The following is a 22,118-nucleotide window of genomic DNA, read 5'->3' as shown; positions in this document are numbered from 1 at the left end:
TCTTCGGGACGCTCGACACCTTTTTTCTCCATTCGGATGACCGTCAAGCGTGGTGTCGAAGAGAAAGTTGGCCGCAATGCGGCCAACTGAAGTATTTTCTCAACATTTACGGTCAGGGACTGGCCCAGAGGGACGCCCTTTCCTGTCTCTGGTCGGAGACGGCTGACTACATCATGCCGCCCATGCCGCCCATGCCGCCCATGTCGCCGCCGCCACCGTTGGCGCCCTCTTTCTGGGGCCGGTCGGCGACCATGGCTTCGGTCGTCACAAGCAGACCGGCGATCGAGGCCGCGTCTTCAAGCGCCGTCCGCACGACCTTGGCCGGGTCGATGACACCGAAGGCGAACATGTCGCCATATTCCTCGGTCTGGGCGTTGAAGCCGAACTTCAGGTCGCTGCTCTCGCGGATCTTGCCCGCGACGACGGAGCCGTCGACACCGGCGTTCTCGGCGATCTGGCGCAGCGGCGCCTCGAGCGCACGGCGCACGATGGCGATGCCGGCGTTCTGGTCGCTGTTCTCGCCGGTCAGCCCGTCGAGCGCCTTGGCACCTTGGACAAGCGCCACACCGCCGCCAACGACGATACCTTCCTGAACGGCCGCACGGGTCGCGTTCAGCGCGTCGTCAACACGGTCCTTGCGCTCCTTGACCTCGGTCTCGGTCATGCCACCGACGCGGATGACAGCCACACCACCGGCCAGCTTGGCCACGCGTTCCTGCAGCTTCTCCTTGTCGTAGTCGGAGGTCGTCTCTTCGATCTGGTTGCGGATCTGGGCCACGCGGGCTTCGATCTCGGCCTTGTCGCCATGGCCGTCCACGATCGTGGTCTCGTCCTTGGTGATCGAGACGCGCTTGGCGGTGCCGAGCATGTCCATGGTCACGTTCTCGAGCTTCATGCCGAGATCTTCGGAGATGACCTGGCCGCCGGTCAGGATCGCGATGTCCTGCAGCATGGCCTTGCGACGGTCACCGAAGCCCGGAGCCTTGACGGCGGCGATCTTCAGGCCGCCGCGCAGCTTGTTCACGACGAGCGTGGCAAGGGCTTCACCCTCGACATCCTCGGCGATGATCAGCAGCGGCTTCTGCGACTGGATCACGGACTCGAGCAGCGGCACCATCGGCTGCAGCGACGAGAGCTTCTTCTCGTGCAGCAGGATCATGCAATCGTCGAGATCGGCGATCATCTTGTCGGTGTTGGTCACGAAGTAGGGCGACAGGTAGCCGCGGTCGAACTGCATGCCTTCGACGACGTCGGTTTCGGTCTCGAGGCCCTTGTTCTCTTCGACGGTGATGACACCCTCGTTGCCGACCTTCTGCATCGCGTCGGCGATCTGACGGCCGATTTCCTTCTCGCCGTTGGAGGAGATGGTGCCGACCTGGGCGACTTCGTCGGAGTTCTCGACCTTGCGCGCCGCGCTCTTGATGTGCTCTACGACCTTGGACGTGGCAAGGTCGATGCCGCGCTTGAGGTCCATCGGGTTCATGCCGGCGGCCACGGCCTTGAGGCCGTCCTTGACGATCGCCTGGGCGAGAACGGTAGCGGTGGTGGTGCCATCGCCGGCTTCGTCATTGGTGCGGGAAGCGACTTCCTTCACCATCTGGGCGCCCATGTTCTCGAACTTGTCCTCAAGCTCGATTTCCTTGGCAACCGACACACCGTCCTTGGTGATGCGCGGCGCGCCGAAGGATTTCTCGAGGATCACGTTGCGGCCCTTGGGGCCGAGGGTCACCTTCACCGCGTCGGCGAGGATGTTGACACCCTTCAGCATGCGATTGCGGGCATCGGTGTCGAATTTGACGTCCTTAGCAGCCATGATTTGACTAGCTCCTGGATAAATTGTTTCAGACTGCGGCGAGCAGCGCCTGCCCGCCTTTCACGCGCCCCGGACGGTCCGGAGCGAACGGGGCCGGTTCAGGCGGCCTTGGCTTCGGCGGTCTCGTCGATCGTGCCGAGGATGTCGCTCTCTTTCATGATCAGCAGCTCTTCACCGTCGACGGTGATCTCGGTGCCGGACCATTTGCCGAAAAGAACGCGGTCGCCGGCCTTGACGTCCATGGCGATGCGCTCGCCGTCCTCGTCACGGGCACCGGCGCCAACGGCGACGACCAGCCCTTCGGCCGGCTTTTCCTTGGCGCTGTCGGGGATGATCAGCCCGCCCTTGGTCTTTTCGTCGGACTCGATGCGACGGACCAGGACACGGTCGTGAAGCGGTTTGAAAGCCATCGTTGCAGCTCCTCACATTGATGATGGTTAGCACTCGCTCCCTGTGAGTGCCAATGACGACGAGATAGGCAGCGCGGAACGGGCTGTCAACAGCGTCCGGGCGGGAATCGCGCAGACTTTTCTCAACGGCCTCGCCGGGCACGGGCGGGCACGGGCGGGCATTATGGCCACAGGTTCGCCTGCCCGGCCTTTTCGGGTTGCGCGACTCACACGGCCCGGCCTACCCCATGCTCCATGACCTGCCAGCGCAGGAGGAACTTATATGTTTTGGAACCGCCGACTTCAGGGCTGAACGCCCCACCCCAAAACCGCCGCGAGGGCGATCCCCTCGTCGCACGTTTCTTCTGATACGCGACATGACAGGTGCCCCATGCATCCCACGTTCTTTATCCCCCCGTCACGGGTGGGTTCGCCCGTATTGAAACCCCGCCCGGCGCGGTCCGTGCCGGTCCGCAGCCTGCCCGAACGGCTGTCCCTGGACGTACTGGCGGACAACGACCTTCTGCCCGCGCCCATCGCGCCGCCGTCCTCGTTGGCCCGGATCGCGCACAGCGCGCCGCCGCGCCCCGACCCCCGGGGCGACCCGCTCAGGGTGCGGCTCGGCCGGTTGCTCATCCGGTTGGGCGAACGCCTGGCCGACCCGCCCCGCCCGGCCTGACCGGCGGGGCGGGTGATTGAGCCCGCGGCGACCTCCCGCTACGCTCATCCTCACACTCTTGACGGGAAGACCCATGCCGCGTCCTACGCTCGCCCTCCTGCTCACCGGCCTTCTGCTGGCTGTCCTGCCCGCCACGGCGGCCCGCGCCCAGTGCACCGGCGACAGCTTCGCCGACCTCCTGACGGCCGCCGAACGGGCCGAGATCGCGGCCGAGGTCGCCGCCGCCCCCTTCGCAGAGGGGCTGTTCTGGCAGGCCCGAAAAGGCGAGCAGGCGCTCACGCTGATCGGCACCATGCATGCCTACGACCCCCGGCTCCCCGCGCTGATGGACCGGGCCCGGCCGCTTTTGGCGGACGCCGACGCCCTGCTGGTCGAGATCACGCCGGCGGAGGAACAGGCGATGCAGGACGCTCTGGCCGCCGACCCGTCGCGCATCGTCATCACAGATGGGCCCACCCTGCCAGAGCTGCTGCCCACGGCGATCTGGCAGGATCTCGCCGAGGCCGCCGCCGCCCGCCAGATCCCCGCCTTCATGGCCGCCAAGATGCGCCCCTGGTATCTGACCCTGTCCCTCGCCATGCCGCCCTGCGTGATGCCGGATGTCATGGCCGGCCGGCGTGGCCTTGACCACATGATCATGCAGGAGGCCGAGGCCCTGGGCCTTCCGATGCGGGCGCTGGAGCCATGGGAGACCGTCCTGTCGATCTTCTCGCAAAGCACCATGGACGAGCAGCTGGAGATGCTGCGCCTGGCGGTGGGGCCCGCCGAGCTTCAGGCGCAATCCTTCGTCGCCATGCTCGACGGCTACTTCGCCGGCCGCACCGCCGAGATCTGGGCCATGTCCCGCATCGCCACCTATCGCGCCCCCGGCACCACCCGCGCCGAGGCCGACGCCATGTTCCAGCTCAGCGCCGACGCACTGCTGACAGAGCGTAACATCGCCTGGATGCAGGAGATCGCCGCCGCGCCCGAGCGCGATATCCTCATCGCCGTTGGCGCCCTGCACCTGCCGGGAGAGACCGGCCTCCTGCGCCTGCTCGACCAGGCCGGCTGGGACGTGACACCGCTGGAGCGCTAGGCCCAGGGGGCGGGTCAGTCCTCGCCCCAGTCCCCCAGCCCCTTGCGGCCCGCGGCGGAGAGGTCATAGATCCCGCGGTCCCGGCGCAGAAACCAGCCATAGTGATTGTCGGCCATGATCTGCCGCGCCTTCGGGACCTCCGTCCATTCCGCGACCCTCGCGGCCTTCGAGGCGCCGTGTACGGCCAGGAACCGGGCACAGGCGAGGGCATCCTGGCGGTATCCGGTGACGATGCCGTGGCGCGTGGCCCCGCCCGCGTTGGGATCGCCCCGCAGGCGCTCGAATTCCCGAAGCAGCCTGGCGGTCTTCTTCGGCGACTTGCGCGGGGTGAACGGCCCGGGATCGCACAGCACCTCCACCCGTCCGTCCTGTGCGCGAACGGTCATGACACCCAGCCCCAGCCGGCGGGCCAGGCCGAGGTTCCGCTTGAGGCTGGCCTGCCCCGGCCTCGGGACCGCCACATAGACAAGGTCGGTCACGGCCTGCCGCGCCACCGCCTGATGAAACAGCGCAAGGCTGAAGCCGCGCTTGAGCTCGACCACGACCGGCGGCTCTGCCTCGCGGACGGCGACCACGTCGGCGGCACCCACCTCGCCCTTCACCTCGTAGCCCTGGCTTTCGAGATGTGCCTTCACGGCGGGGTAAAGGTCGGCCTCGCGCGGGGCGGAAGGTTTCGGGTCCGGCATGGGGACGACAGAAGCCGACCTTGCGTCGGCGATCAATCCCCGCCTCTGCGGCGCGGGGGTGACAGGCCCCCGGCCCGCTCTTATAAGGCGCTCGAAATCACCCATGCAAAGTAGATCAGGCTGACCCATGACCACACTCGTTTTCGGCCACAAGGCCCCCGACACAGATTCCACCGGCTCCCCCCTCATCTGGGCCTGGTATCTCTCCGAGATCCGTGGCGAGGCGGCCGAGGCCCGCCTGCTCGGAACGCCCAACACCGAGGCCGCCTTCGTGGCCCAGCGCTGGGGCTTTGAGGCGCCTGCCGTGCTCGACGGCCTCCCCGAGGGCCAGCCGGTCGTCATCGTCGACACCAACAACCCGGCGGAACTGCCCGAAGGCATCAATGGCGCCGACATCCGCTCGATCATCGACCACCACAAGCTGACCGGCGGGATCGAGACCAAGGGCCCGATCGACATCACCATCCGCCCGCTCGCCTGCACCGCCACGATCATGCACCAGATGATGGGCGACCACGCGGACCAAATGCCCGAGGGCATCAAGGGCCTGATGCTGTCCTGCATCCTGTCCGACACGCTGGAATTCCGCTCGCCCACGACGACCGAGGTGGACAAGGCCCTGGCCGAGGCGCTGGCGACCGAGCTTGGCATCTCGATCCCCGAGTATGCCGCCGAGATGTTCGCCGCCAAATCCGACGTCTCGTCCTTCTCGGACGCGGAGCTCCTGCGCATGGACAGCAAGGAATACGAGGTCGACGGCACCAAGTTCCGCGTCTCCGTGCTCGAGACCACGTCCCCCGCCACGGTCCTCGACCGCAAGGCCAGCCTGCTGGAGGCCATGGGCACCGTGGCCGCCGAGGACGGCGCCGACGAGGTGCTGCTCTTCGTGGTCGACATCCTCAACGAGGAAGCGACGATGCTGATCCCCAACGACCGCGTGAAAACCGTGGCGGAAAAGAGCTTCGGCGCCACCGTCGAGGGCGATACCGTGGTCCTCCCTGGGGTCATGAGCCGCAAGAAACAGATCATTCCCGCGCTCAAGGTCTGATCGACGTGGTCCGGATCATCGAGAGCCTCGCCGAGATCGGCGGGGCCTATGACGTCGCGTTCGTCGACCTCTGGGGCTGCATGCACAACGGCCTGCGGGCTTTCCCCGACGCCGTGGCGGCGATGCAGGCGCTGCGGGCGTCGGGCGCACGGGTGATCCTCGTGACCAACGCGCCACGCCCACGCGGCCCGGTCGAGCAACAGATCACGGATCTCGGCATTCCGTCCGACGCCTGGGATGCCGTCGCCACCTCCGGCGACAGCGCCCGCGCGGCGATGTTCAACGGCGCGGTCGGCCAGAAGGTCTACTTTATCGGCGAAGACACCGATCTGAGCTTCTTCGAGCCCATGGCCCTCATCGACGAGCCGCTCGAGATCACCCGCACCGCTCTCGACGAAGCCGAGGGCATCGTCTGCTGCGGGCCGGCCGACCGCTACGCCGACCCCGCCGTCTACCGCCCGACCTTCCTCGCGGCCAAGCAGAAGGGGCTCAAGCTGCTCTGCGCCAATCCCGACGTCGTCGTGGACCGCGGCGACGAACGGGAATGGTGTGCCGGCGCCCTCGCCCAGCTCTATTCCGAGATGGGCGGCGAAAGCCTCTACTTCGGCAAGCCCCACCCGCCGATCTACGACCTCGCCCGCCGCCGCTATGCCGCGCTGCCCGGCGCCGTGGCGGACCCGCGCATTCTCGCGATCGGCGACGGAATTCTGACCGACATTCTGGGCGCACAACAGGAAGACGTCGATTCGCTCTTCGTCACCGGCGGGCTCGCCGCGACAGAGACCCGGACCGACCGCCAACCCGACCCCGACGCGCTCCGGACATTCGTGTCCGAAAACCGCGTCACCCCGACCTACGCCATCGGCGCCCTGCGCTAGACAGCTTCATCTTGGCCCAAAAACTCCCGCCGGAGGCTCCCGCCCTCCGACGCAAGGCCGACCTTGACTATCCTCACATCGGTGAGTAATAAAGTTTCCAGACGCCTATCTATTTAGAACTTTTATTACTCACCGGATCCACACATGCTCGACAATCTCCCCCGCGGCACGATTTGCATCGAAGACATCGAGATCGGCATGACCCGGTCCCTGACCAAGGAAATCACCGACCGCGACATCTCCCTGTTTGCCGAGGTCTCGACAGATCACAACCCGGTCCACCTGGATGATGACTATGCCCAGGACACGATCTTCGAAGGCCGCATTGCCCACGGGATGCTCACGGCGGGCCTTGTTTCGGCCGTCATCGGAGAGCAGCTGCCCGGCCACGGCGCGGTCTACCTCGGCCAAAGCCTGAAATTCCTGGCCCCCGTCCGCCCCGGCGACCGGGTCACGGCCGAGGTCACGGTCACCGCGATCGACCATTCCCGCCGCCGGGTGACCCTCGACACCCGCTGTGTGGTGGACGGCAAGCCCGTGCTGGCCGGTGAGGCCCTCGTCCTCGCCCCCTCGGCCAAGTTCGACTGACGCGCACCTTTCGCCAAGGTCCTCCACGGCACCCGCGCCCTCTTTGCGGATCGGCGGCACAAGCGCCGCCTTGCGCCCCGCCCCCGTCGGCGCTACCTCCCGATCCATGCGCATCCTACGAGGCACATTCTCCATCACCGCCGAGAACCGCGGCGCCGCCGTGGCGATCGGCAATTTCGATGGTGTCCACCAGGGCCACCGGGCTGTCATCGACATGGCCCGCGACGTGGCCCGCGCGACCGACGCCCCCCTTGGCGTCCTGACGTTCGAGCCACACCCGCGCAGCCATTTCGCGCCCGACAGCCCGCCCTTCCGCCTGATGAACGCCGAGGCCAGGGCCAACCGCCTGGCCAAGATCGGCGTCGACGTGCTTTATGAATTGCCGTTCACGCCCGCCCTCGCGGCACTCAGCCCCGAGGATTTCGCCGCCGACATCCTGCGCGACGCGCTCGGCGTTTCCCATGTGTTCATCGGCGCCGACTTCAACTTCGGCAAGGACCGGACAGGCAGCGCCGTCAGCCTGCAGGCGCTCGGCAAGGACCTGGGCTTCGGGGTCACCATCGCCCCTCTGGTCAACCTGGGCGCGACCGAGGTCTCTTCGACCGCGATCCGTCGCGCCCTCAGCGAAGGCCGCCCGCGCGACGCCGCCGCCATGCTGGGCCATTGGCATCGCATCGAGGGCGCGGTCATCAAGGGGGACCAGCGCGGCCGCGACCTGGGCTATCCGACGGCGAACATGTCCATCGCCGGGCTGCATCCGCCGCTTTTCGGGGTCTACGCGGTCCGCATCGACGTGCTGACCGGCCCCCATGCCGGCAGCTACGGCGGCGCCGCCTCGATCGGCGTCCGGCCCACCTTCGGCGTCAACACCGCCAATTGCGAGACCTACCTCTTCGACTTCACCGGCGACCTCTACGGCGCCCATGTCTCGGTCGCGCTGGTGGACTACCTGCGCCCCGAGTTGAAGTTCGACGGGGTCGACGCGCTCATCGCCCAGATGGACGCGGATTGTGCGCAGGCCCGCGAGATCCTCGCCGCGACCCCGCCGGTTGAGCAGCCCCATGTCTGACGCCATCGACCGCGAGGGCCTGCGCGAGGGCTATTGGCGGACCAAGCCGCTCAGCAAGATGTCCGACCGGGAATGGGAGGCACTCTGCGACGGGTGCGGCAAATGTTGCCTGAACAAGCTCGAGGATGACGAGACCGGCGAGGTCGCCCTGACCCGCGTGGCCTGCCGCCTGCTGGACGATGCCACCTGCCGTTGCGCCCATTACGAGAACCGCCACAGCTTCGTGCCCGACTGCATCCGCCTGACCCCGCAGACGATCCCGGAGCATCTCTACTGGCTGCCGTCGACCTGCGCCTACCGCCTGATCCACGAGGGCCGTGACCTGTTTCACTGGCACCCGCTGGTTTCGGGTGACCCAAAGTCAGTTCATGACGCCGGAATCTCGGTCCAGGGCTTGACCGTGTCCGAGTTTGACGTCCACGAAGACGATTGGGAAGATCACATTATCGAGGAACCTTGATGTTTTTTGCCTCCGACAACAGCGGCCCGGCCCATCCGGCGATCATGCAGGCGATGGTCGACGCCAACGAGGGCTACCTCATGGGCTACGGTCAGGACGATCTGACCCATGCGGTCCAGGCCAGGATCCGCCAGATCTTCGAGGCGCCCCGGGCGGCCGTGCACCTGGTCTCGACCGGCACCGCCGCCAACGCCCTGCTGCTCGCCACCCTGTCGCACCCATGGGAAACGATCTTCTGCACCCCCGAGAGCCATATTTCGGAGGACGAGTGCAACGCGGTCGAGGCGATGTCGGGTGGCGCGTCCCTGTCCCATGTCCGCTCCGTCGGTGCCAAGATGACGGCCGAAACACTGGCCGATGCGCTCGAGACCCGGGGCGGCGGCGTCCACTCGCCCCAGCGCGGGCCAGTGTCGCTGACCTCGGTGACGGAGCTCGGGACGGTCTACTCCCCCGCCGAGATCGCCGGGATCACCGAGGTGGCCGGCGCCTACGGGCTGCGGACCCATCTCGACGGCGCCCGCTTCGCCAATGCGCTGAGCGTGCTGGGGTGCACCCCGGCCGAGATGACCTGGAAGGCCGGGATCGACGCGGTCAGCTTCGGCGGCACCAAGAACGGCTGCCTCGCCGCCGAGGCCTGCATCCAGTTCGATCCCGAAGACAGCTGGCAGCTGGAACTGCGCCGCAAGCGCGCGGGCCATCTCTTTTCCAAGCACCGGACATTGTCGGCGCAGATGCAGGGATACCTTGCGGACGATCTCTGGCTTGAACTGGCCGGCCACGCGAACCGGGCCTGTGCCCGGCTTGTGGACGGGATCCGCGCCGCCGGTCTCGGGGACAGTTTCGTCGCCGAACCGCAGGCCAACATGATCTTCGTGCGCTGGCCGCGCCGGCTTCATGCCGCGCTCAAGGCGGCGGGGGCCACGTATTACATCACCGAAGGCAGCCTGGAGGGCGCCGATCCCGACGCCCTGCTGACCGGCCGCTTCGTCTGTGACTGGTCGATGACCGACACGGCCGTCGATACCTTCATCAGCCACCTGACGCAGGCCGTGGCCAGCGGCGCCGCCTGAGCCGGCCCGCCCGTCGCCGACCTGAGGGACCGTCAGATCTTGCCGGAAAGGTGCAGGTCCAGGTCTTCGAGCCTGTCCCGGCCCCAGAACCGCGCGTCGGTCTCTGCCACCAGGTAGAACGGCGCGCCGAACACGCCCCGCATCGCGCCTTCCTCAAGGTTGGCGGCATAGGTTTCGGCGCCGCTCAGCAGCCCCGAATCCGCGAGGCCCGGATCGAAGCCCGCGCCCTCGAGCGCCGCGCGGATCACCGCGTCCTGCGCGATGTCCTGCTCCTCGACCCAGCAGGCCCGCAGCAGCGCCTGGCAGAGTGCGCCGACATCGCCGCCGCCGGCGGCCTGCGCGGCGATGATCGCGTAGGACGAAGGCGCGGCATTTGTCGGCCAGAAGGCTGGCCGAAGGTTGAACGGCAAACCCAGCTTGGCCGCCGACCGCAGCAGGTCCTGTGCCCGGTATTCCATCCGGCTGGGGTGCCTGTCCTTGGGCGCGATGCCACCTGTCCGGGCATAGAGGCTGATGATATCGAGCGGCTTGTAGGTGATCGTTGCGCCGTGCCTTGCCGCGATCTCCTCCAGCCCGTTGCCGGCAAGATATGTATACGGAGAGATCGGCGTGAAGAAGTAATCGATATGTGGCATGTGCCCCCCCTGCGCTCTCAAGAGCTTGCGCAACCCTAGGTGTGTGCTAGGCGGTGTCAACGCCACGGAATCGTCACCGCCCCGCCCGAGGACCGCCCATGCCCAGCATCATCGAACCCAAGCTCATCTCAGGCAATGCGAACCTGCCCCTCGCACGGGCCGTCGCCCGGCGGATGTCCATGCACCGCGGCATGAGCGTCGGGCTGGTCGACGCACGGGTCGAACGGTTCAACGACGGCGAGATCTTCGTCGAGGTGTTCGAGAACGTGCGCGGCGAAGACATGTTCATCATCCAGTCGACCTCGCGGCCGGCGAACGACAACCTGATGGAGCTTCTGGTCATCACCGATGCCCTGCGACGCTCCTCCGCCGCCCGGATCACCGCGGTGATCCCCTATTTCGGCTATGCCCGGCAGGATCGGCGCACCAAGGCGCGGACGCCGATTTCGGCCAAGCTGGTCGCCAACCTGATCCACGAGGCCGGGATCGAGCGGGTGCTGACGATGGATCTGCACGCCGCCCAGATCCAGGGCTTCTTCGACATCCCGGTCGACAACCTCTATGCCTCACCGGTCTTCGCGCTGGATATCAAGCACCATTTCAAGGACATGTCCGACGTGATGGTGGTCTCGCCCGACGTCGGCGGCGTCGCCCGCGCCCGCGAACTGGCCACCCGGATCAACGCGCCCCTGGCGATCGTGGACAAGCGCCGGGAAAAGCCGGGCGAGGTGGCCGAGATGACCATCATCGGCGACGTGACCGGCAAGCGCTGCATCATCGTCGATGACATCGCCGACACCGCGGGCACCCTGTGCAAGGCCGCCGAGGTCCTGATCGAGAACGGCGCGACCGAGGTGCATTCCTACATCTCCCACGGCGTCCTCTCCGGCCCGGCGGTCGAGCGGATCTCCAGTTCGGTAATGAAGAGCCTCGTCATCACCGACAGCATCGAGCCGACCGAGGCGGTCAAGGCCTGCCCGCAGATCCGCATCGTGCCGACCGCGCCGATGTTCGCGCAGGCGATCCTCAACATCTGGAACGGCACCAGCGTCAGCTCGCTGTTCGACCACGAGACGCTGGTGCCGATATACGAAGGTATGTACCAGGCCTCCTGATCCGCGCGGCTCAGGTGCGCGGCTTGGCCCGCAGGGTCGGGCTGGCCTCGGTCGGGTCCTCGGGCCAGGGATGCCTGGGGTAGCGACCGCGCATGTCCTTGCGCACGTCGGCATAGCTCGACGCCCAGAACCCGGGCAGATCCATGGTCACCTGCACCGGCTTCTGCCCCGGCGACAGCAGCGTGATGCGCAACGGCCGCCCAGCCACCACCGGGTGCCGCGTGACCCCGAACATCTCTTGCAGACGCACGGAGATGGCAGGGTGCTCGCCCTCGTAGTCGATGGCCGCCTCGCGGCCGAGCGGGGTCCGGTATTTGGCCGGTGCGGCCTTGTCCACCGCCTGCATCCGGTCCCAGTCCAGCATCGCGCGCAGGGCGGGCAGCGGATCGAAGCTGCGCCAGGCCTCGGCGGTCCGCACCCCGGCGAGGTGGGGCGCGAGCCAGCCCTCCAGCCCCTCGGCCAGCGCGGCATCCGTCATCTCGGGCTGGTCCACGCCCGAGGCGCGCACCAGCTCCACCCGTGCGCGGAACCGCGCGGCGGCGCCCGTCAGTCCCAGCCCCAGGTCGCGGATCCCGGCGCACATGGCCCGCGCGACGGCCTCCGGTTCGGCGTCGGTCCAGGCGCGGTCGTCCAGCACCAGCGCCCCCAGCCGCTCCTGCCGCCGCGCGAGCACGCGCCGGTCCCGACGGGACCAGACGCAGATGTCGTCCCAGAAGATCCGGTCGCCGGCGACCTCGCGCAGCTCCGCCTCGCTCAGGGCGCAAGCCAGGCGCACCCGCGCCTCCTGCGTGTCGCCGTCCAGGTCCAGCGCCACGATCAGCCGCCCGCCCGCCATCGGATCCTTGGCATCGAGCACCGCGCCCTTGCCCCCCGACAGCACATAGCGCGGCAGATCCCCCTTGCGGCGCAGCCCGATCCGGTCGGGATAGGCAAGCGCGGCCATCTGGCCCGGCGTCAGGTCACCGCCCCGCGAGAGGCCGGAAGCCAGGCGTTTTGCCTCGGCCCGGATGCGCTCCAGCCCCGCGCGGTTGACCTCCCCGGGGCCGTTGTAGCGCCCGCGCAGGGCCGCGAGCCGGTGCGCGACATCGGCGCCCGCGCCCCGGATCGGATCGCGGTCCGACAGCAGCGCGGCCAGCGGGGCGGCGTCGCGGCCCGCGATCTCCAGCAGATGGCCGAGGCGCGGATGAACCGGCCGCTGCGCCAACCTGCGGCCATGGTCCGTGATGCGTCCGCCGCGGTCCAGCGCCCCGAGGTCAGAGAGCAGCGCTCGCGCCTCGGCCATCGTGCCGACCGGCGGCGGGGTGAGAAACGCAAGCGCGTCACTGCCCCAGGCCGCAAGTTCCAGCGCGAGCGGGGCCAGATCTGCCGCCTCGATCTCGGCGGGGGGAAACGCGGCAAGCGCGCCCGCCTCGCCTTTCGTCCAGAGCCGGTAGCAGACCCCGGGCGCCACACGGCCCGCGCGGCCGGCGCGTTGTTCGGCCTCGGCCCGGGTGACGCGTTCGGTCACAAGTCGCGACATGCCGGAGTTCGGATCGAACCGCGCCCGTCGCGCCCGGCCGGCATCGACCACCACGCGCACGTCCTCGATCGTCAGCGAGGTCTCGGCGATGGAGGTCGCCAGCACGACCTTGCGGCCATGCTCCTCGGGCCGGATCGCCCGCCGCTGGTCCGCGAAGGGCAACGCGCCATAGAGCGGCCGCAGAACCGCGTCCCCGGGCAACCGCCCGGCAAGACGCGCGGCCACGCGGCGGATCTCGCCCTCGCCGGGCAGGAAGACCAGCACGCCGCCCTCGGTCTCGGCCATTGCGCTGACCACCAGGTCCGCCGTCGGGCCCTCGATCCGGGCGCCGGTGCCAAGCGGCCGGTCGAGATACCGCAGATCGACCGGAAAGCTGCGCCCCTGAGAGGTGATGACAGGCGCGGCGTCCAGCATCTCGGCCACCGGGGCCGCGTCCAGCGTCGCGGACATGACCACCAGCCACAGATCCTCGCGCAGGGCCCCGCGGACCTCCCACGCCAGGGCCAACCCCAGATCGGCATTGAGCGAGCGCTCGTGGAACTCGTCGAAGATCAGGCAGCCGACGCCCGCAAGACCCGGATCCGATTGCAGCATCCGCGTGAGGATCCCCTCGGTCACCACCTCGATCCGCGCGCCCTGCACGCTGTCGCCGCGCATCCGGTAGCCAACGGTGCCGCCCGGCCGCTCGCCCAGCGTCTCGGCCAACCGTTCGGCGGCCGCGCGGGCGGCAAGGCGGCGCGGCTCCAGCATCAGGATCTTGCCCGGCACCTCGTCCAGCAGGGCCAGCGGCACGCGCGAGGTCTTGCCCGCGCCGGGCGGCGCTTGCAGCACGGCCCGGCCCGCGGACCGCAGGGCGGCCACGAGATCGGGCAGCACCGCGTCGATAGGCAGGGTGTCCATCATGCCCGCGTGGTCCCAACCCCGCGCGGCGGCGTCAATCCCTTCCGTGTGCGGCGGGGCCTCAGGGCCGGTGCCGGATGAACAGCGAATGGCTGTGGGCTTCGGGCCGCAAACGGCCGTCGGCATCGAACTCTGTATCGCGGTTGAAGGCGATCCTTGGCAACCGGTCGAAGTCTGCGATGGTCTTGGGGTGGTCCTCTAGCACGGCGTGCAGCCGCTGCTCCAGCGCCTGCTTTGCCGCGCCCTTGTGATAGCCGTGCACGCCGTGAACCACCCGCGGCTCCAGCACGTCGAAGCCGAGGTAGCGCAGGGTATAGGCCAGTGGCCAGAGCAGCATGGAGACGTCGCCCTCCTTGCCGTCGTGCCCGCTCTCGGCGGCCTTCGACCCGGTCGTGACACAGAACAGCGCCGTCTTGCCCCGGCACCGCCCGGCATCGAAGCGTTCGTCGGCGTCATGCAGCGCCCCGTTGGCCAGAACCCGCTCGGACCAGCCCTTGAGCATCGCGGGCGGCGCGAACCACCACAGCGGAAAGTGAAAAACGATGCGGTCGGCCCGCCTGATCTTGTCGATCTCGGCGGTCACGTCCGCCGGCAGGGCGTTCGCCTTGGCCGCCGCCTCTTGCGCCTTGAGCACGTCGAAGGGGGCCGGGTCGCCCGGCCGATCATAATGCGACGGCGCCTCGACCGGATCAAACCCCATCGCGTTGAGGTCGGACCAAAGCACGGAGTCGCCCTGCCCGCGCAGGGCGCGGTCGGTGGCATCGGCCCAGGCGCCGTTGAAGGACCGGCGCTCGGGGTGGGCGAGCACGATCAGGGTCGTGGTCATGCGGTTTCCTTTCGGCGAGGCGCTTGCTTTAGGGCAAGGCGTCCCAATGGACCCCTGCAGCCGGAATCTCCACCCCGTTCCAGGTCTGCGGCTTGGCGGCGTAGTTGAAGACGAACCGATGCGTGTCGGTGTCGCGCAGGCGCAGCCCCTCGGGCATCGGCGTCGTGGCAACCCCCGCCTCGGCACATTGGGCGGCCAGGATCGCGTCGAAGGTGGCGTCGTCCGGCCAGCCCGCCAGATACCGCAGCCCGCCTGCGCCGACCATCGCGGGCTGGCCCGCGGCGGTCCGCAGCACAACCTCCGCCTCGCCCTCCAGATGCTCGAACCAGTGCAGGAAGCGGCCGCCCCCTGCGAGCGCGACCTCGGCCCCAGGCGGCAGGCTTTCGGTCAGGGCGACGGTCACGTCGAGGCCCGGCACATTGGGGCCCATGGGCGTCGGGATCGACAGCTCATCGGTCTTGGTGTCGCTGCGCGGACCCAGCAGGGCGATGCCGTCGAACGCTGCAAGCCCCGCCCTCAGCGGGTCGGACAAATGCATCAGCCCCGGCCCCAGCACCAGCTTGTAGGCCGACAGGTCGGCGGTGTCGGGGCGCAGGATATCGACGTTCAGCCCCGCGCGGCGGCAGGCCCGGTAGGCCGCGAACGCCAGACGCCAGAACCCGAAATCCTGCCCCTGAACCTGCGCGGCCCAAGCCCAGTCGCTCTCGTAGTCGAAGACCAGCGCGACCTCGGCCCGGGCGGTCCCGACGCCGGGCATCTCGGCCAGCTCAATTGCCACCCGTGCGGCCTCGCCCAGCGCGGGCGCCGGCGCACTGTCGGGGCGCAGAAGGCCCGCGTGCATCTGTTCCTGGGCAAACGGCGCCTGCCGCCAGCGAAAGTAGCTCACGCATTCCGCCCCGTGGGCAAAGGCCTCCCACGCCCAGAGACGGCACATCCCCGGCAGCGGGGCCGCGTTCCACGGCGCCCAGTTCACCGGGCCGGGCTGTTGCTCCATCACCCACCAGCGCCCCTCGGCGGGCGAGACACCGCTGCGCATCGCCCCCACCGCCCGGTAGAGGTCGTGGTGAAAGGCCTGGTTGTCCGGGTGGCCCTGGCGCAGGAAGGCCAGCTTGTAATCGGCTGTGCCCTCGATCCGGTCGGACAGAAAGCCGAGGGGGTAGCTGTCCCAGGTCGCGATATCGAGGTCGGCGCCCACCTTGAAATGGTCGAAATCCGTGACCCGGCCCATGTAGTTGTGCGAGATCGGCGCGTCGGAATGCTTGCGGATCTCGTCGGTCTGGATGCGGTTGAACGCCACCACCATGTTCGAGGAATAGCGCCGGAACGCCAGCACATGCGGATGGTTCGGTTCCGTCACCGTCAGGTTGGGCAGGTCGATCTGGTCGAAGCTGTCGTAGTCCATCGACCAGAACACGTTGCCCCACGCGCGGTTGAGCGCATCGGGGCTCTGGTATCGCTGGGCCAGCCAGTCGCGGAACCCCGCGCGGGCGGCGTCGGAATAGCTGATGACGGTGTCGTGGCAGGCGTATTCGTTGTCGGTCTGCCAAGCGGCCACGTGCGGGTTGCGGCCATAGCGCTCGGCCATGAGGCGGGCGATCCGGCGCGATTCCTCGCGGTAGCCCTTGTGCGAAAAACAGTAATGCCGGCGAGAGCCGAACTTGCGCGGCCGGCCCTCGGCATCGACGGCCAGCATGTCGGGGTGCCTGTCGATCATCCAGCGCGGCGGCGTGGCCGTCGGGGTGCCCAGCACGACCTTCAGACCATGCGCGCCGAGCGTCTCGATCGCGCGGTCGAGCCAGTCCCAGGTCAGAACGCCGGGCTGCGCCTCCATCCGGCTCCAGGCAAATTCGCCGATGCGGACCCAGGTGATCCCGGTTTCGGCCATGCGGCGGGCGTCTTCGGCCCAGACGGCCTCGTCCCAATGTTCCGGGTAATAGCAGACGCCAAGGGTGCGTTTCAAAGGCGTGGTCATGCGATGGCCTTGTCATAGGCCGAGACGATGACGGCGGCGCGGTCGGCCACGTCCGACGCCGAAAGCCCGGGGGTATAGAGCGCGGTGCCGATCCCGAACCCGTCAGCGCCCGCGGCGATCCATTGCGCGAAATTCGACGGCCCGGCCCCGCCCACGGCATAGACCGGCAGGGCGGGCGGCAGCACCGCGCGCATGGCCTTGATGCCGTCCGGGCCGACGAGCGTGGCGGGAAAGAACTTCAATCCCGTGGCACCGGCCTTGATCGCGGCGAAACACTCGGTCGGCGTCATCACCCCCGGCCAGCTTTCCAGGCCGGCCGCGACGGTCGCGCGGATCACCTCCGCATCGCAATTGGGCGACACCACGATCCGGCCCCCGGCGTCCTTGACCCGGGCCACGTCCTGCGTGCTCAGCACCGTGCCGGCCCCGATCACGGCCCGGTCGCCGAAGGCGCGGGCCATGGCGGCGATCGACTCGTAGGGCTGCGGAGAGTTCAGCGGCACCTCGATGGTCGAGATCCCCGCGTCGATGATCGCGCCGCAGATGTCGAGCGCTTCGGTAGGCGTGATGCCGCGAAGGATGGCGATGAGGGGACGTGTCATGAGGTCTCCTTGATGCGGTTGCGGGCCGCGATCAGCCCGGCGATGGTGACGGCCGTGCCATTGGCCTGAACGGCGGGCGCCCCCTGCGCGGCAAGCGCCCGGATGTAGAGCGCGGCAAGGCTGCCGGCGCCGATCACGCCGATGTTCTGGCCCAGCCAATAGGGGCGCGCAGCGGCAAGTTCCGCGCCGATCAGCAGCGCGGAGAGGCGGGCACGCGCCTCGGGTGCGCCAAGCCCGTGGAGCAGCCCGTCGGCCCGCAGCGAAAACATCCGTGCGGCGAGGCGGGCGGGATGCGCCATGGCGTCGGAGAGCGCCGCATCGAAGGCGCCCTCGTCCCAGCCATCGCCGCCGACCGAGTGGCGCAGCACAGTATGACCCGAGATCGCGGCAAAGAGATCGCCGGTCATGAAGGTCTGGAACGAGACCACCTCGCCCGCGCTGACATGCGCCCATTTCGTATGGGTTCCGGGCAGGCACAGCACGCCGTCCCAGCCCGGGTTCATGGCGAGGAACCCGGCGATCTGGGTCTCTTCGCCGCGCATGACATCCGCCGGGTCAAGCTGTTTCAAGCCGGGAATGACATGGACGCTCAGGCCCGGCGTCTGCGTCATCGCGACGGCCCGGCCCGCGCCGAGGGGCGGCGACGGGACGGCGGCATACGGCGCCTCGACCCAGCCCTGGCGGGAGCCGACCATGCCGCAGGCGATGACCGGCACGTCCGTGCGCCAGTCCTTGATCAGGTCCAGCAGGGCGGGCTCGAATTCCGAGGGCGCGAGCTGCCCCATGCCGCGATCCGACGTCGCGCTGGCCAGAACCGAGCCGTCGTCCGCCATCGCCCAGCCGCGCAGGTGGGTCGTGCCCCAGTCGACCGCGATCCAGTCCGGGTCTGTCATCGGGCGGCCTCGTACAGGGTTTGGCAGAACGGGGGGCGGACAGACATGTTCACAGGCGTTTTCCTTCGACCATCCACATGGTTCCGGGCCAGGCCACGGGCAGGTTGAGGCCGCCGTCCATGAGGGCGCGGCCGCTTAGCCTCAACGGCCCGTCCCGTAGGGCGACGGGCCCGCGGCTTTGCCGTGCGGCATCTTCGGGGTTCAGCAGGCTGATTTCGTAAAGCGCCTCCGGCTCCAGCCCCGCAAGGCGCAACGGGCGGGGGATCGCCTGCTCCGGGGCCTCGGCCTGACCGGCGAAGACGACGAAGCGGGCGCCGTCGGCGCTGCGTTGCAATTCCGCCGTCACTGACGGATCGGCGGTGTCGAGCCGCAGGATGTCACCGGCCATCATCCAGTCGCGGTTGGCCTTGTACCAGGCTGTCACGGCCTTCAGCGTCGCCGTCTCGTCCTCGGTCAGCTCGCGCGGATCCATCTCGAAGCCCATGTGCCGCTGGGCGGCGACGCGGGCGCGAAAGCTCATGGACAGGATGCGCCCCGAGGTGTGGCAGTGCCGCGGGCCCACGTGGCTGCCGGTGATCGCCGAGGGCAGGAACAGCGCCGCGTCGTGCTGCATCCGCAGCCGCTCCAGCGCGTCGTTGGAATCGGACAGCCAGACCCGGTGCGTCCGCGCGAGGATGCCGGTGTCGATCCGCCCGCCGCCCGAGGCGCAGCTCTCGATCTCGACCTGCGGGAAGGCCTCGCGCAGCCGGTTGAACAGCGCGTAGGCGCCGTCGGTCTGCGCGGCCTCGACCACCGGCAACAGGCGGTTGTGATCCCACTTGATGTAGTCGATGTCATGCCCCCAGAGCACGGCGGCGATCTTGTCGAAGAGGTAATCACGCACCTGCGGCAGGCTCAGATCCAGCACCATCTGGTGGCGCCCCATGATCTGGTCCGCCGGCCCAAGCGCCCAGTCCGGATGGTCGCGGTAGAGGTCGCTGTCGGGGTTCACCATCTCGGGCTCGAACCACAGGCCGAAGGTCATGCCCAGGCTGTGGACCTTGTCGATCAGCGGCGTCAGCCCGTCCGGCCACTTGCGCCGGTCGATGTCCCAGTCGCCAAGGCTGGTGGTGTCGTCGTCGCGCCGACCGAACCAGCCGTCGTCCAGCACGAACCGTTCGGCGCCGAGGTCGGCTGCATGCTCGGCGATGTCGCTGAGCGCGGCAAGGTCGTGGTCGAAGTAGATCGCCTCCCAGCAATTGTAATGCACCGGACGCGGCCGGTCGGGTTGCGGCCATTGCACGATGTGGTCGCGGATATGCCACTGCATCACCATGCCGCAGCCATTGAGACCCGTGTTCGAAAAACTCAGCAACAGGTCCGCCGTCTCGAAGGACGTGCCCGCGGCCAGGCTGCGGGTCGCGTGGCCCCACTGGATCTGGCGGCGCCCGTCGGGCAGCTCCTCGGCCACCATCCGGTGCCCGCCGGACCAGCCGTAATGCATGCCGCGCACCGTGCCGGCGGCGTTCGTTGCGCCGCGGTCCGGGAACAGGGCGAAGGGCGGATGCTCGTGCCCCGACCGCCCGGTCCGCGCCTCGCGGGCGCGGATGCCGGGGGTCCAGGGCAGCGTGTTGAGGGCGAATTCTCCGGTCCAGCGGCCCGAGACGTCGATGATTTCGTCCGCAAGGCTCGGCCCCGGCAGGACGGGAGCGGCGAGCCAGGCGACCTCGACTGGCTCGTCGGCCTCCAGCCGGGTGCTGGCGGCGATCAGGCCGGTAGGCTCGGCCCGGAACAGGACCATCAGGGTCAGGCCATGGGCGGCATCGCGCACGGTCAGGCGGAGGCTGTCGCCTTCGACAGCACCCCTGCACCCGCCGAAACGGGCCGGGATCTCGGCCCCCGCGCGGGTGACGGTCAGCCCGGGCTGCCCCTGCCAGCCGTCGGACAACAGCGGGCAGAGGGTCAGGGGCGGCAGGACGTCCAGCCAGCCGCCCGACATGTCCATCCGGCCGGCCACGGCAAGCTGGTCCAGATCCTCTGCCTCCGGCAGGCGCGGCCCCCACCAGATACAGCGCGGCATTCCGCCGTCGGACGCGAAGGCAAGCGTCTGCCTGCCGGCATCCAGTCGCCAGGTCTGTGTCACTTTACGGCTCCGAGGGTCAGGCCGGCGATGAAATGCTTCTGCATCAGGAAGAACATCGCCACGGGCGGCAATGCGGCGACGATGCTGCCGGCGCTCATGAGGTGGTAGGCGGCGCGATACTGCGAGTTGAACTCGGTGATCCCGGCGGTGACCGGCTGCGCATCGGGCCCCTGGGTCAGGACCACCGCCCAGAAATAATCGTTCCAGATGAAGGTGAAGATCAGCACCGCAAGCGCGGCCAGCGCGGGCTTCATCAACGGCAGCACCACGTACCAGAAGATCCGCCACTCGGCGACGCCCTCGACCCGCGCGGCCTCGATCAGCGGGAACGGCAGGGCCCGGATGAAATTGCGCATGAAGAGCGTGCAGAACCCGGTCTGGAAGGCGATGTGGAACAGCACCAGCCCGGTCTTGGTGTCATAGAGGTTCATGCCGATGGTCAGGTCGCGGACCGGCACCATCAGGATCTGGAACGGCACGAAGTTCCCGGCAATGAACATGAAGAAGATCAGCAGGTTGCCCTTGAACCGATAGACCCCCAGCGCGAACCCCGCCATGCAGGACAGCGCCACCGCGCCCACCACCGTCGGGATGGTGATCAGCAGCGAGTTCAGCAGATACCGCGGCATGTTCGATTCCAGGAACACCTTGCCGTAGTTGGTGAACCCCTCGAAGCTGGACGGCCAGCCCCAGTAATTGCCGGTGGAAAAATCCGAATCCGGCTTGATCGAGAACAGCGCCACGGCGAGCAGCGGCAGCAGCCACATGATCAGCGCCAGCGGCAGGATCGACTGGTAGGTGATCTGCCAGCTGCGCGAGGTCTTGGCGATGGGTGTCGGGAACATCAGCGGGCCCCTTTCTCGTCGCGCCACATCGACCACAGGAAGTAGACGATGAAGCCGAGCATGATGAAGAACAGGACCACGGCGATGGCGGCGCCATATCCCATGCGGAAGCCGAATTCCGAAAGCGATTCCTCGAACATGTAGAACGACAGCACCCGGGTCGATCCGAACGGCCCCCCGTTGGTCATGACCGAGATCAGGTCGAACGACCGCAGCGCCCCGATGATGGTCACCACGAAGGCGATGAAGGTCGCCGGGCGCAGTTGCGGCAGGATCACGTACCACAGCATTCGCCAGCCCTTGGCGCCGTCGAGCCGCGCCGCCTCGACCTGTTCGGGATCGACCGCGTTGAGGCCGGTCAGGTAAAGGATCATGCAATAGGCCGTCTGCGGCCAGAGGCCCGCGGCGATGATGCCGTAGGTCGCGGTCGAGGGATCGCCCAGGATGTTGACCGGCCCCGCGCCGAAGACGGCGAGGATGGCGTTCAGCAGCCCTTCGCGCGGCAGGTAGAACCACGAGAAGACCAGGCCGACGACGACCTGGCTGATGACGAAGGGAAAGAAGAACAGCGACTTGTAAAGCCGGATGCCCGTCACCGTCTGGTTCAGGAACAGCGCGATGAAAAGCCCGCCGGGGATGGCCAGCAGGTAGAGCACCAGCCACTTGATGTTGTTCCAGAACGAGGTGGTGAACTTGCGGTCGTCGAACAACAGGCGTTCGTAATTCGCCGTGCCGACCCAGGTCTTGTCGCCGAGCCCGTCCCATTCGTGAAAGCTGATCCAGAAGCTCTGTCCGATGGGGATGATCACGTAGATCGCAAAGAACAGCACCGCCGGGATCAGGAACAGGAACGGCGTGACCGCGATTTCGTTGCGCTTGTACCAGCCGCGGGAGCGTGCCTCTGGAGGGGGGGATACATATGTCATGGGAA

General features: G+C 68.2%; 21 protein-coding genes. 9 read left to right on the top strand and 12 right to left on the bottom strand.

What is annotated here, in order from left to right; genetic code table 11:
- Nucleotides 1-166: 166 nt before the first annotated feature.
- Both groL and ROA7023_RS03855 read right to left on the bottom strand, forming a co-directional pair.
- Nucleotides 167-1,813 carry a chaperonin GroEL gene (gene groL, locus ROA7023_RS03860; RefSeq protein ID WP_085877681.1) on the bottom strand — a complete coding sequence of 549 codons (1,647 nt, stop codon included), beginning with the start codon at nt 1,811-1,813 and terminating at the stop codon, nt 167-169.
- Between the two features lie 98 nt (nt 1,814-1,911).
- Nucleotides 1,912-2,223, bottom strand: coding sequence for a co-chaperone GroES (locus tag ROA7023_RS03855; RefSeq protein ID WP_085877680.1), 312 nt, complete (start codon nt 2,221-2,223; stop codon nt 1,912-1,914).
- 442 nt (nt 2,224-2,665) lie between these two features.
- Here ROA7023_RS03855 and ROA7023_RS03850 point away from each other — a divergent pair, with 442 nt between their 5' ends.
- Both ROA7023_RS03850 and ROA7023_RS03845 read left to right on the top strand, forming a co-directional pair.
- Entirely contained in the window at nt 2,666-2,881 is a 216-nt protein-coding gene (locus tag ROA7023_RS03850) for a hypothetical protein (RefSeq protein WP_085877679.1), read from the top strand.
- Nucleotides 2,882-2,954: 73 nt separating this feature from the next.
- Nucleotides 2,955-3,959 carry a TraB/GumN family protein gene (locus ROA7023_RS03845; protein WP_085877678.1) on the top strand — a complete coding sequence of 335 codons (1,005 nt, stop codon included), beginning with the start codon at nt 2,955-2,957 and terminating at the stop codon, nt 3,957-3,959.
- Between the two features lie 14 nt (nt 3,960-3,973).
- On the opposite strand, the gene ROA7023_RS03840 is transcribed toward ROA7023_RS03845, so the two are convergent.
- Nucleotides 3,974-4,645, bottom strand: coding sequence for a DUF2161 domain-containing phosphodiesterase (locus tag ROA7023_RS03840; RefSeq protein ID WP_085877677.1), 672 nt, complete (start codon nt 4,643-4,645; stop codon nt 3,974-3,976).
- Nucleotides 4,646-4,772: 127 nt separating this feature from the next.
- Between ROA7023_RS03840 and ROA7023_RS03835 the strand changes: the two genes are divergently transcribed.
- The 6 genes from ROA7023_RS03835 (at nt 4,773) to ROA7023_RS03810 (ending at nt 9,758) form a co-directional block, all read left to right on the top strand.
- On the top strand, nt 4,773-5,693 hold the full coding sequence (locus ROA7023_RS03835; RefSeq protein WP_085877676.1) for a manganese-dependent inorganic pyrophosphatase: 921 nt from the start codon (nt 4,773-4,775) through the stop codon (nt 5,691-5,693).
- 5 nt (nt 5,694-5,698) lie between these two features.
- Nucleotides 5,699-6,571, top strand: a complete 873-nt coding sequence (locus ROA7023_RS03830) for a TIGR01459 family HAD-type hydrolase (RefSeq protein ID WP_085877675.1) — start codon at nt 5,699-5,701, stop codon at nt 6,569-6,571.
- 144 nt (nt 6,572-6,715) lie between these two features.
- Nucleotides 6,716-7,159: a MaoC family dehydratase gene (locus tag ROA7023_RS03825; RefSeq protein WP_085877674.1), complete on the top strand. Its 444-nt coding sequence runs from the start codon at nt 6,716-6,718 to the stop codon at nt 7,157-7,159.
- A 106-nt stretch (nt 7,160-7,265) separates the two neighbouring features.
- Nucleotides 7,266-8,228, top strand: coding sequence for a bifunctional riboflavin kinase/FAD synthetase (locus tag ROA7023_RS03820; RefSeq protein ID WP_085877673.1), 963 nt, complete (start codon nt 7,266-7,268; stop codon nt 8,226-8,228).
- Nucleotides 8,221-8,688, top strand: a complete 468-nt coding sequence (locus ROA7023_RS03815) for a YcgN family cysteine cluster protein (RefSeq protein ID WP_085877672.1) — start codon at nt 8,221-8,223, stop codon at nt 8,686-8,688. The genes ROA7023_RS03820 and ROA7023_RS03815 overlap by 8 nt, the downstream gene beginning before the upstream one ends.
- Complete coding sequence (locus ROA7023_RS03810; protein ID WP_085877671.1) at nt 8,688-9,758, top strand: threonine aldolase family protein; 1,071 nt, start codon at nt 8,688-8,690, stop codon at nt 9,756-9,758. Before ROA7023_RS03815 ends, ROA7023_RS03810 begins: the two co-directional genes overlap by 1 nt.
- A gap of 32 nt (nt 9,759-9,790) precedes the next feature.
- Here ROA7023_RS03810 and ROA7023_RS03805 read toward each other — a convergent pair whose 3' ends face one another.
- A complete protein-coding gene (locus ROA7023_RS03805) occupies nt 9,791-10,393 on the bottom strand; it encodes a 2-hydroxychromene-2-carboxylate isomerase (RefSeq protein ID WP_085877670.1) in 603 nt (200 codons plus the stop codon).
- A 98-nt stretch (nt 10,394-10,491) separates the two neighbouring features.
- On the opposite strand from ROA7023_RS03805, the gene ROA7023_RS03800 reads away from it, so the two are divergent.
- Nucleotides 10,492-11,508: a ribose-phosphate pyrophosphokinase gene (locus ROA7023_RS03800; RefSeq protein ID WP_085877669.1), complete on the top strand. Its 1,017-nt coding sequence runs from the start codon at nt 10,492-10,494 to the stop codon at nt 11,506-11,508.
- A gap of 10 nt (nt 11,509-11,518) precedes the next feature.
- On the opposite strand, the gene hrpB is transcribed toward ROA7023_RS03800, so the two are convergent.
- From hrpB to ROA7023_RS03760, 8 genes are all read right to left on the bottom strand, one after another.
- A complete protein-coding gene (hrpB, locus tag ROA7023_RS03795; RefSeq protein ID WP_085877701.1) occupies nt 11,519-13,927 on the bottom strand; it encodes an ATP-dependent helicase HrpB in 2,409 nt (802 codons plus the stop codon).
- 61 nt (nt 13,928-13,988) lie between these two features.
- On the bottom strand, nt 13,989-14,753 hold the full coding sequence (locus ROA7023_RS03790; RefSeq protein ID WP_085877668.1) for an NAD(P)H-dependent oxidoreductase: 765 nt from the start codon (nt 14,751-14,753) through the stop codon (nt 13,989-13,991).
- Nucleotides 14,754-14,781: 28 nt separating this feature from the next.
- A complete protein-coding gene (locus ROA7023_RS03785) occupies nt 14,782-16,725 on the bottom strand; it encodes a beta-galactosidase (protein ID WP_234992005.1) in 1,944 nt (647 codons plus the stop codon).
- A complete protein-coding gene (locus ROA7023_RS03780; RefSeq protein ID WP_085877667.1) occupies nt 16,722-17,327 on the bottom strand; it encodes a 2-dehydro-3-deoxy-6-phosphogalactonate aldolase in 606 nt (201 codons plus the stop codon). The genes ROA7023_RS03785 and ROA7023_RS03780 overlap by 4 nt, the downstream gene beginning before the upstream one ends.
- Entirely contained in the window at nt 17,324-18,220 is an 897-nt protein-coding gene (locus tag ROA7023_RS03775; protein WP_085877666.1) for a 2-dehydro-3-deoxygalactonokinase, read from the bottom strand. Before ROA7023_RS03775 ends, ROA7023_RS03780 begins: the two co-directional genes overlap by 4 nt.
- A 49-nt stretch (nt 18,221-18,269) precedes the next feature.
- Nucleotides 18,270-20,342, bottom strand: coding sequence for an alpha-galactosidase (locus ROA7023_RS03770; protein ID WP_085877665.1), 2,073 nt, complete (start codon nt 20,340-20,342; stop codon nt 18,270-18,272).
- Nucleotides 20,339-21,187 (bottom strand): carbohydrate ABC transporter permease, encoded by an 849-nt coding sequence (locus ROA7023_RS03765; protein ID WP_085877664.1) that lies wholly within the window; start codon nt 21,185-21,187, stop codon nt 20,339-20,341. Before ROA7023_RS03765 ends, ROA7023_RS03770 begins: the two co-directional genes overlap by 4 nt.
- Nucleotides 21,187-22,113 (bottom strand): carbohydrate ABC transporter permease, encoded by a 927-nt coding sequence (locus ROA7023_RS03760; protein WP_085877699.1) that lies wholly within the window; start codon nt 22,111-22,113, stop codon nt 21,187-21,189. Before ROA7023_RS03760 ends, ROA7023_RS03765 begins: the two co-directional genes overlap by 1 nt.
- Nucleotides 22,114-22,118 lie beyond the last annotated feature (5 nt).

Origin of the sequence: Roseisalinus antarcticus (genome assembly GCF_900172355.1) — a bacterium.
GTDB classification, from domain to species: Bacteria; Pseudomonadota; Alphaproteobacteria; order Rhodobacterales; family Rhodobacteraceae; genus Oceanicola; species Oceanicola antarcticus_A.
Note: the sequence above shows the minus strand (reverse complement) of the source record. Positions and strands in the feature narration are given on the sequence as shown.

Bases quoted from the DNA above. Each gene is read 5' to 3' on its own strand.
- groL (WP_085877681.1), bottom strand. From the start codon at position 1,813: ATGGCTGCTAAGGACGTCAAATTCGACACCGATGCCCGCAATCGCATG.
- ROA7023_RS03855 (WP_085877680.1), bottom strand. From the start codon at position 2,223: ATGGCTTTCAAACCGCTTCACGACCGTGTCCTGGTCCGTCGCATCGAG.
- ROA7023_RS03845 (WP_085877678.1), top strand. From the start codon at position 2,955: ATGCCGCGTCCTACGCTCGCCCTCCTGCTCACCGGCCTTCTGCTGGCT.
- ROA7023_RS03840 (WP_085877677.1), bottom strand. From the start codon at position 4,645: ATGCCGGACCCGAAACCTTCCGCCCCGCGCGAGGCCGACCTTTACCCC.
- ROA7023_RS03835 (WP_085877676.1), top strand. From the start codon at position 4,773: ATGACCACACTCGTTTTCGGCCACAAGGCCCCCGACACAGATTCCACC.
- ROA7023_RS03825 (WP_085877674.1), top strand. From the start codon at position 6,716: ATGCTCGACAATCTCCCCCGCGGCACGATTTGCATCGAAGACATCGAG.
- ROA7023_RS03820 (WP_085877673.1), top strand. From the start codon at position 7,266: ATGCGCATCCTACGAGGCACATTCTCCATCACCGCCGAGAACCGCGGC.
- ROA7023_RS03815 (WP_085877672.1), top strand. From the start codon at position 8,221: ATGTCTGACGCCATCGACCGCGAGGGCCTGCGCGAGGGCTATTGGCGG.
- ROA7023_RS03810 (WP_085877671.1), top strand. From the start codon at position 8,688: ATGTTTTTTGCCTCCGACAACAGCGGCCCGGCCCATCCGGCGATCATG.
- ROA7023_RS03805 (WP_085877670.1), bottom strand. From the start codon at position 10,393: ATGCCACATATCGATTACTTCTTCACGCCGATCTCTCCGTATACATAT.
- ROA7023_RS03800 (WP_085877669.1), top strand. From the start codon at position 10,492: ATGCCCAGCATCATCGAACCCAAGCTCATCTCAGGCAATGCGAACCTG.
- hrpB (WP_085877701.1), bottom strand. From the start codon at position 13,927: ATGGACACCCTGCCTATCGACGCGGTGCTGCCCGATCTCGTGGCCGCC.
- ROA7023_RS03790 (WP_085877668.1), bottom strand. From the start codon at position 14,753: ATGACCACGACCCTGATCGTGCTCGCCCACCCCGAGCGCCGGTCCTTC.
- ROA7023_RS03785 (WP_234992005.1), bottom strand. From the start codon at position 16,725: ATGACCACGCCTTTGAAACGCACCCTTGGCGTCTGCTATTACCCGGAA.
- ROA7023_RS03780 (WP_085877667.1), bottom strand. From the start codon at position 17,327: ATGACACGTCCCCTCATCGCCATCCTTCGCGGCATCACGCCTACCGAA.
- ROA7023_RS03775 (WP_085877666.1), bottom strand. From the start codon at position 18,220: ATGACAGACCCGGACTGGATCGCGGTCGACTGGGGCACGACCCACCTG.
- ROA7023_RS03765 (WP_085877664.1), bottom strand. From the start codon at position 21,187: ATGTTCCCGACACCCATCGCCAAGACCTCGCGCAGCTGGCAGATCACC.
- ROA7023_RS03760 (WP_085877699.1), bottom strand. From the start codon at position 22,113: ATGACATATGTATCCCCCCCTCCAGAGGCACGCTCCCGCGGCTGGTAC.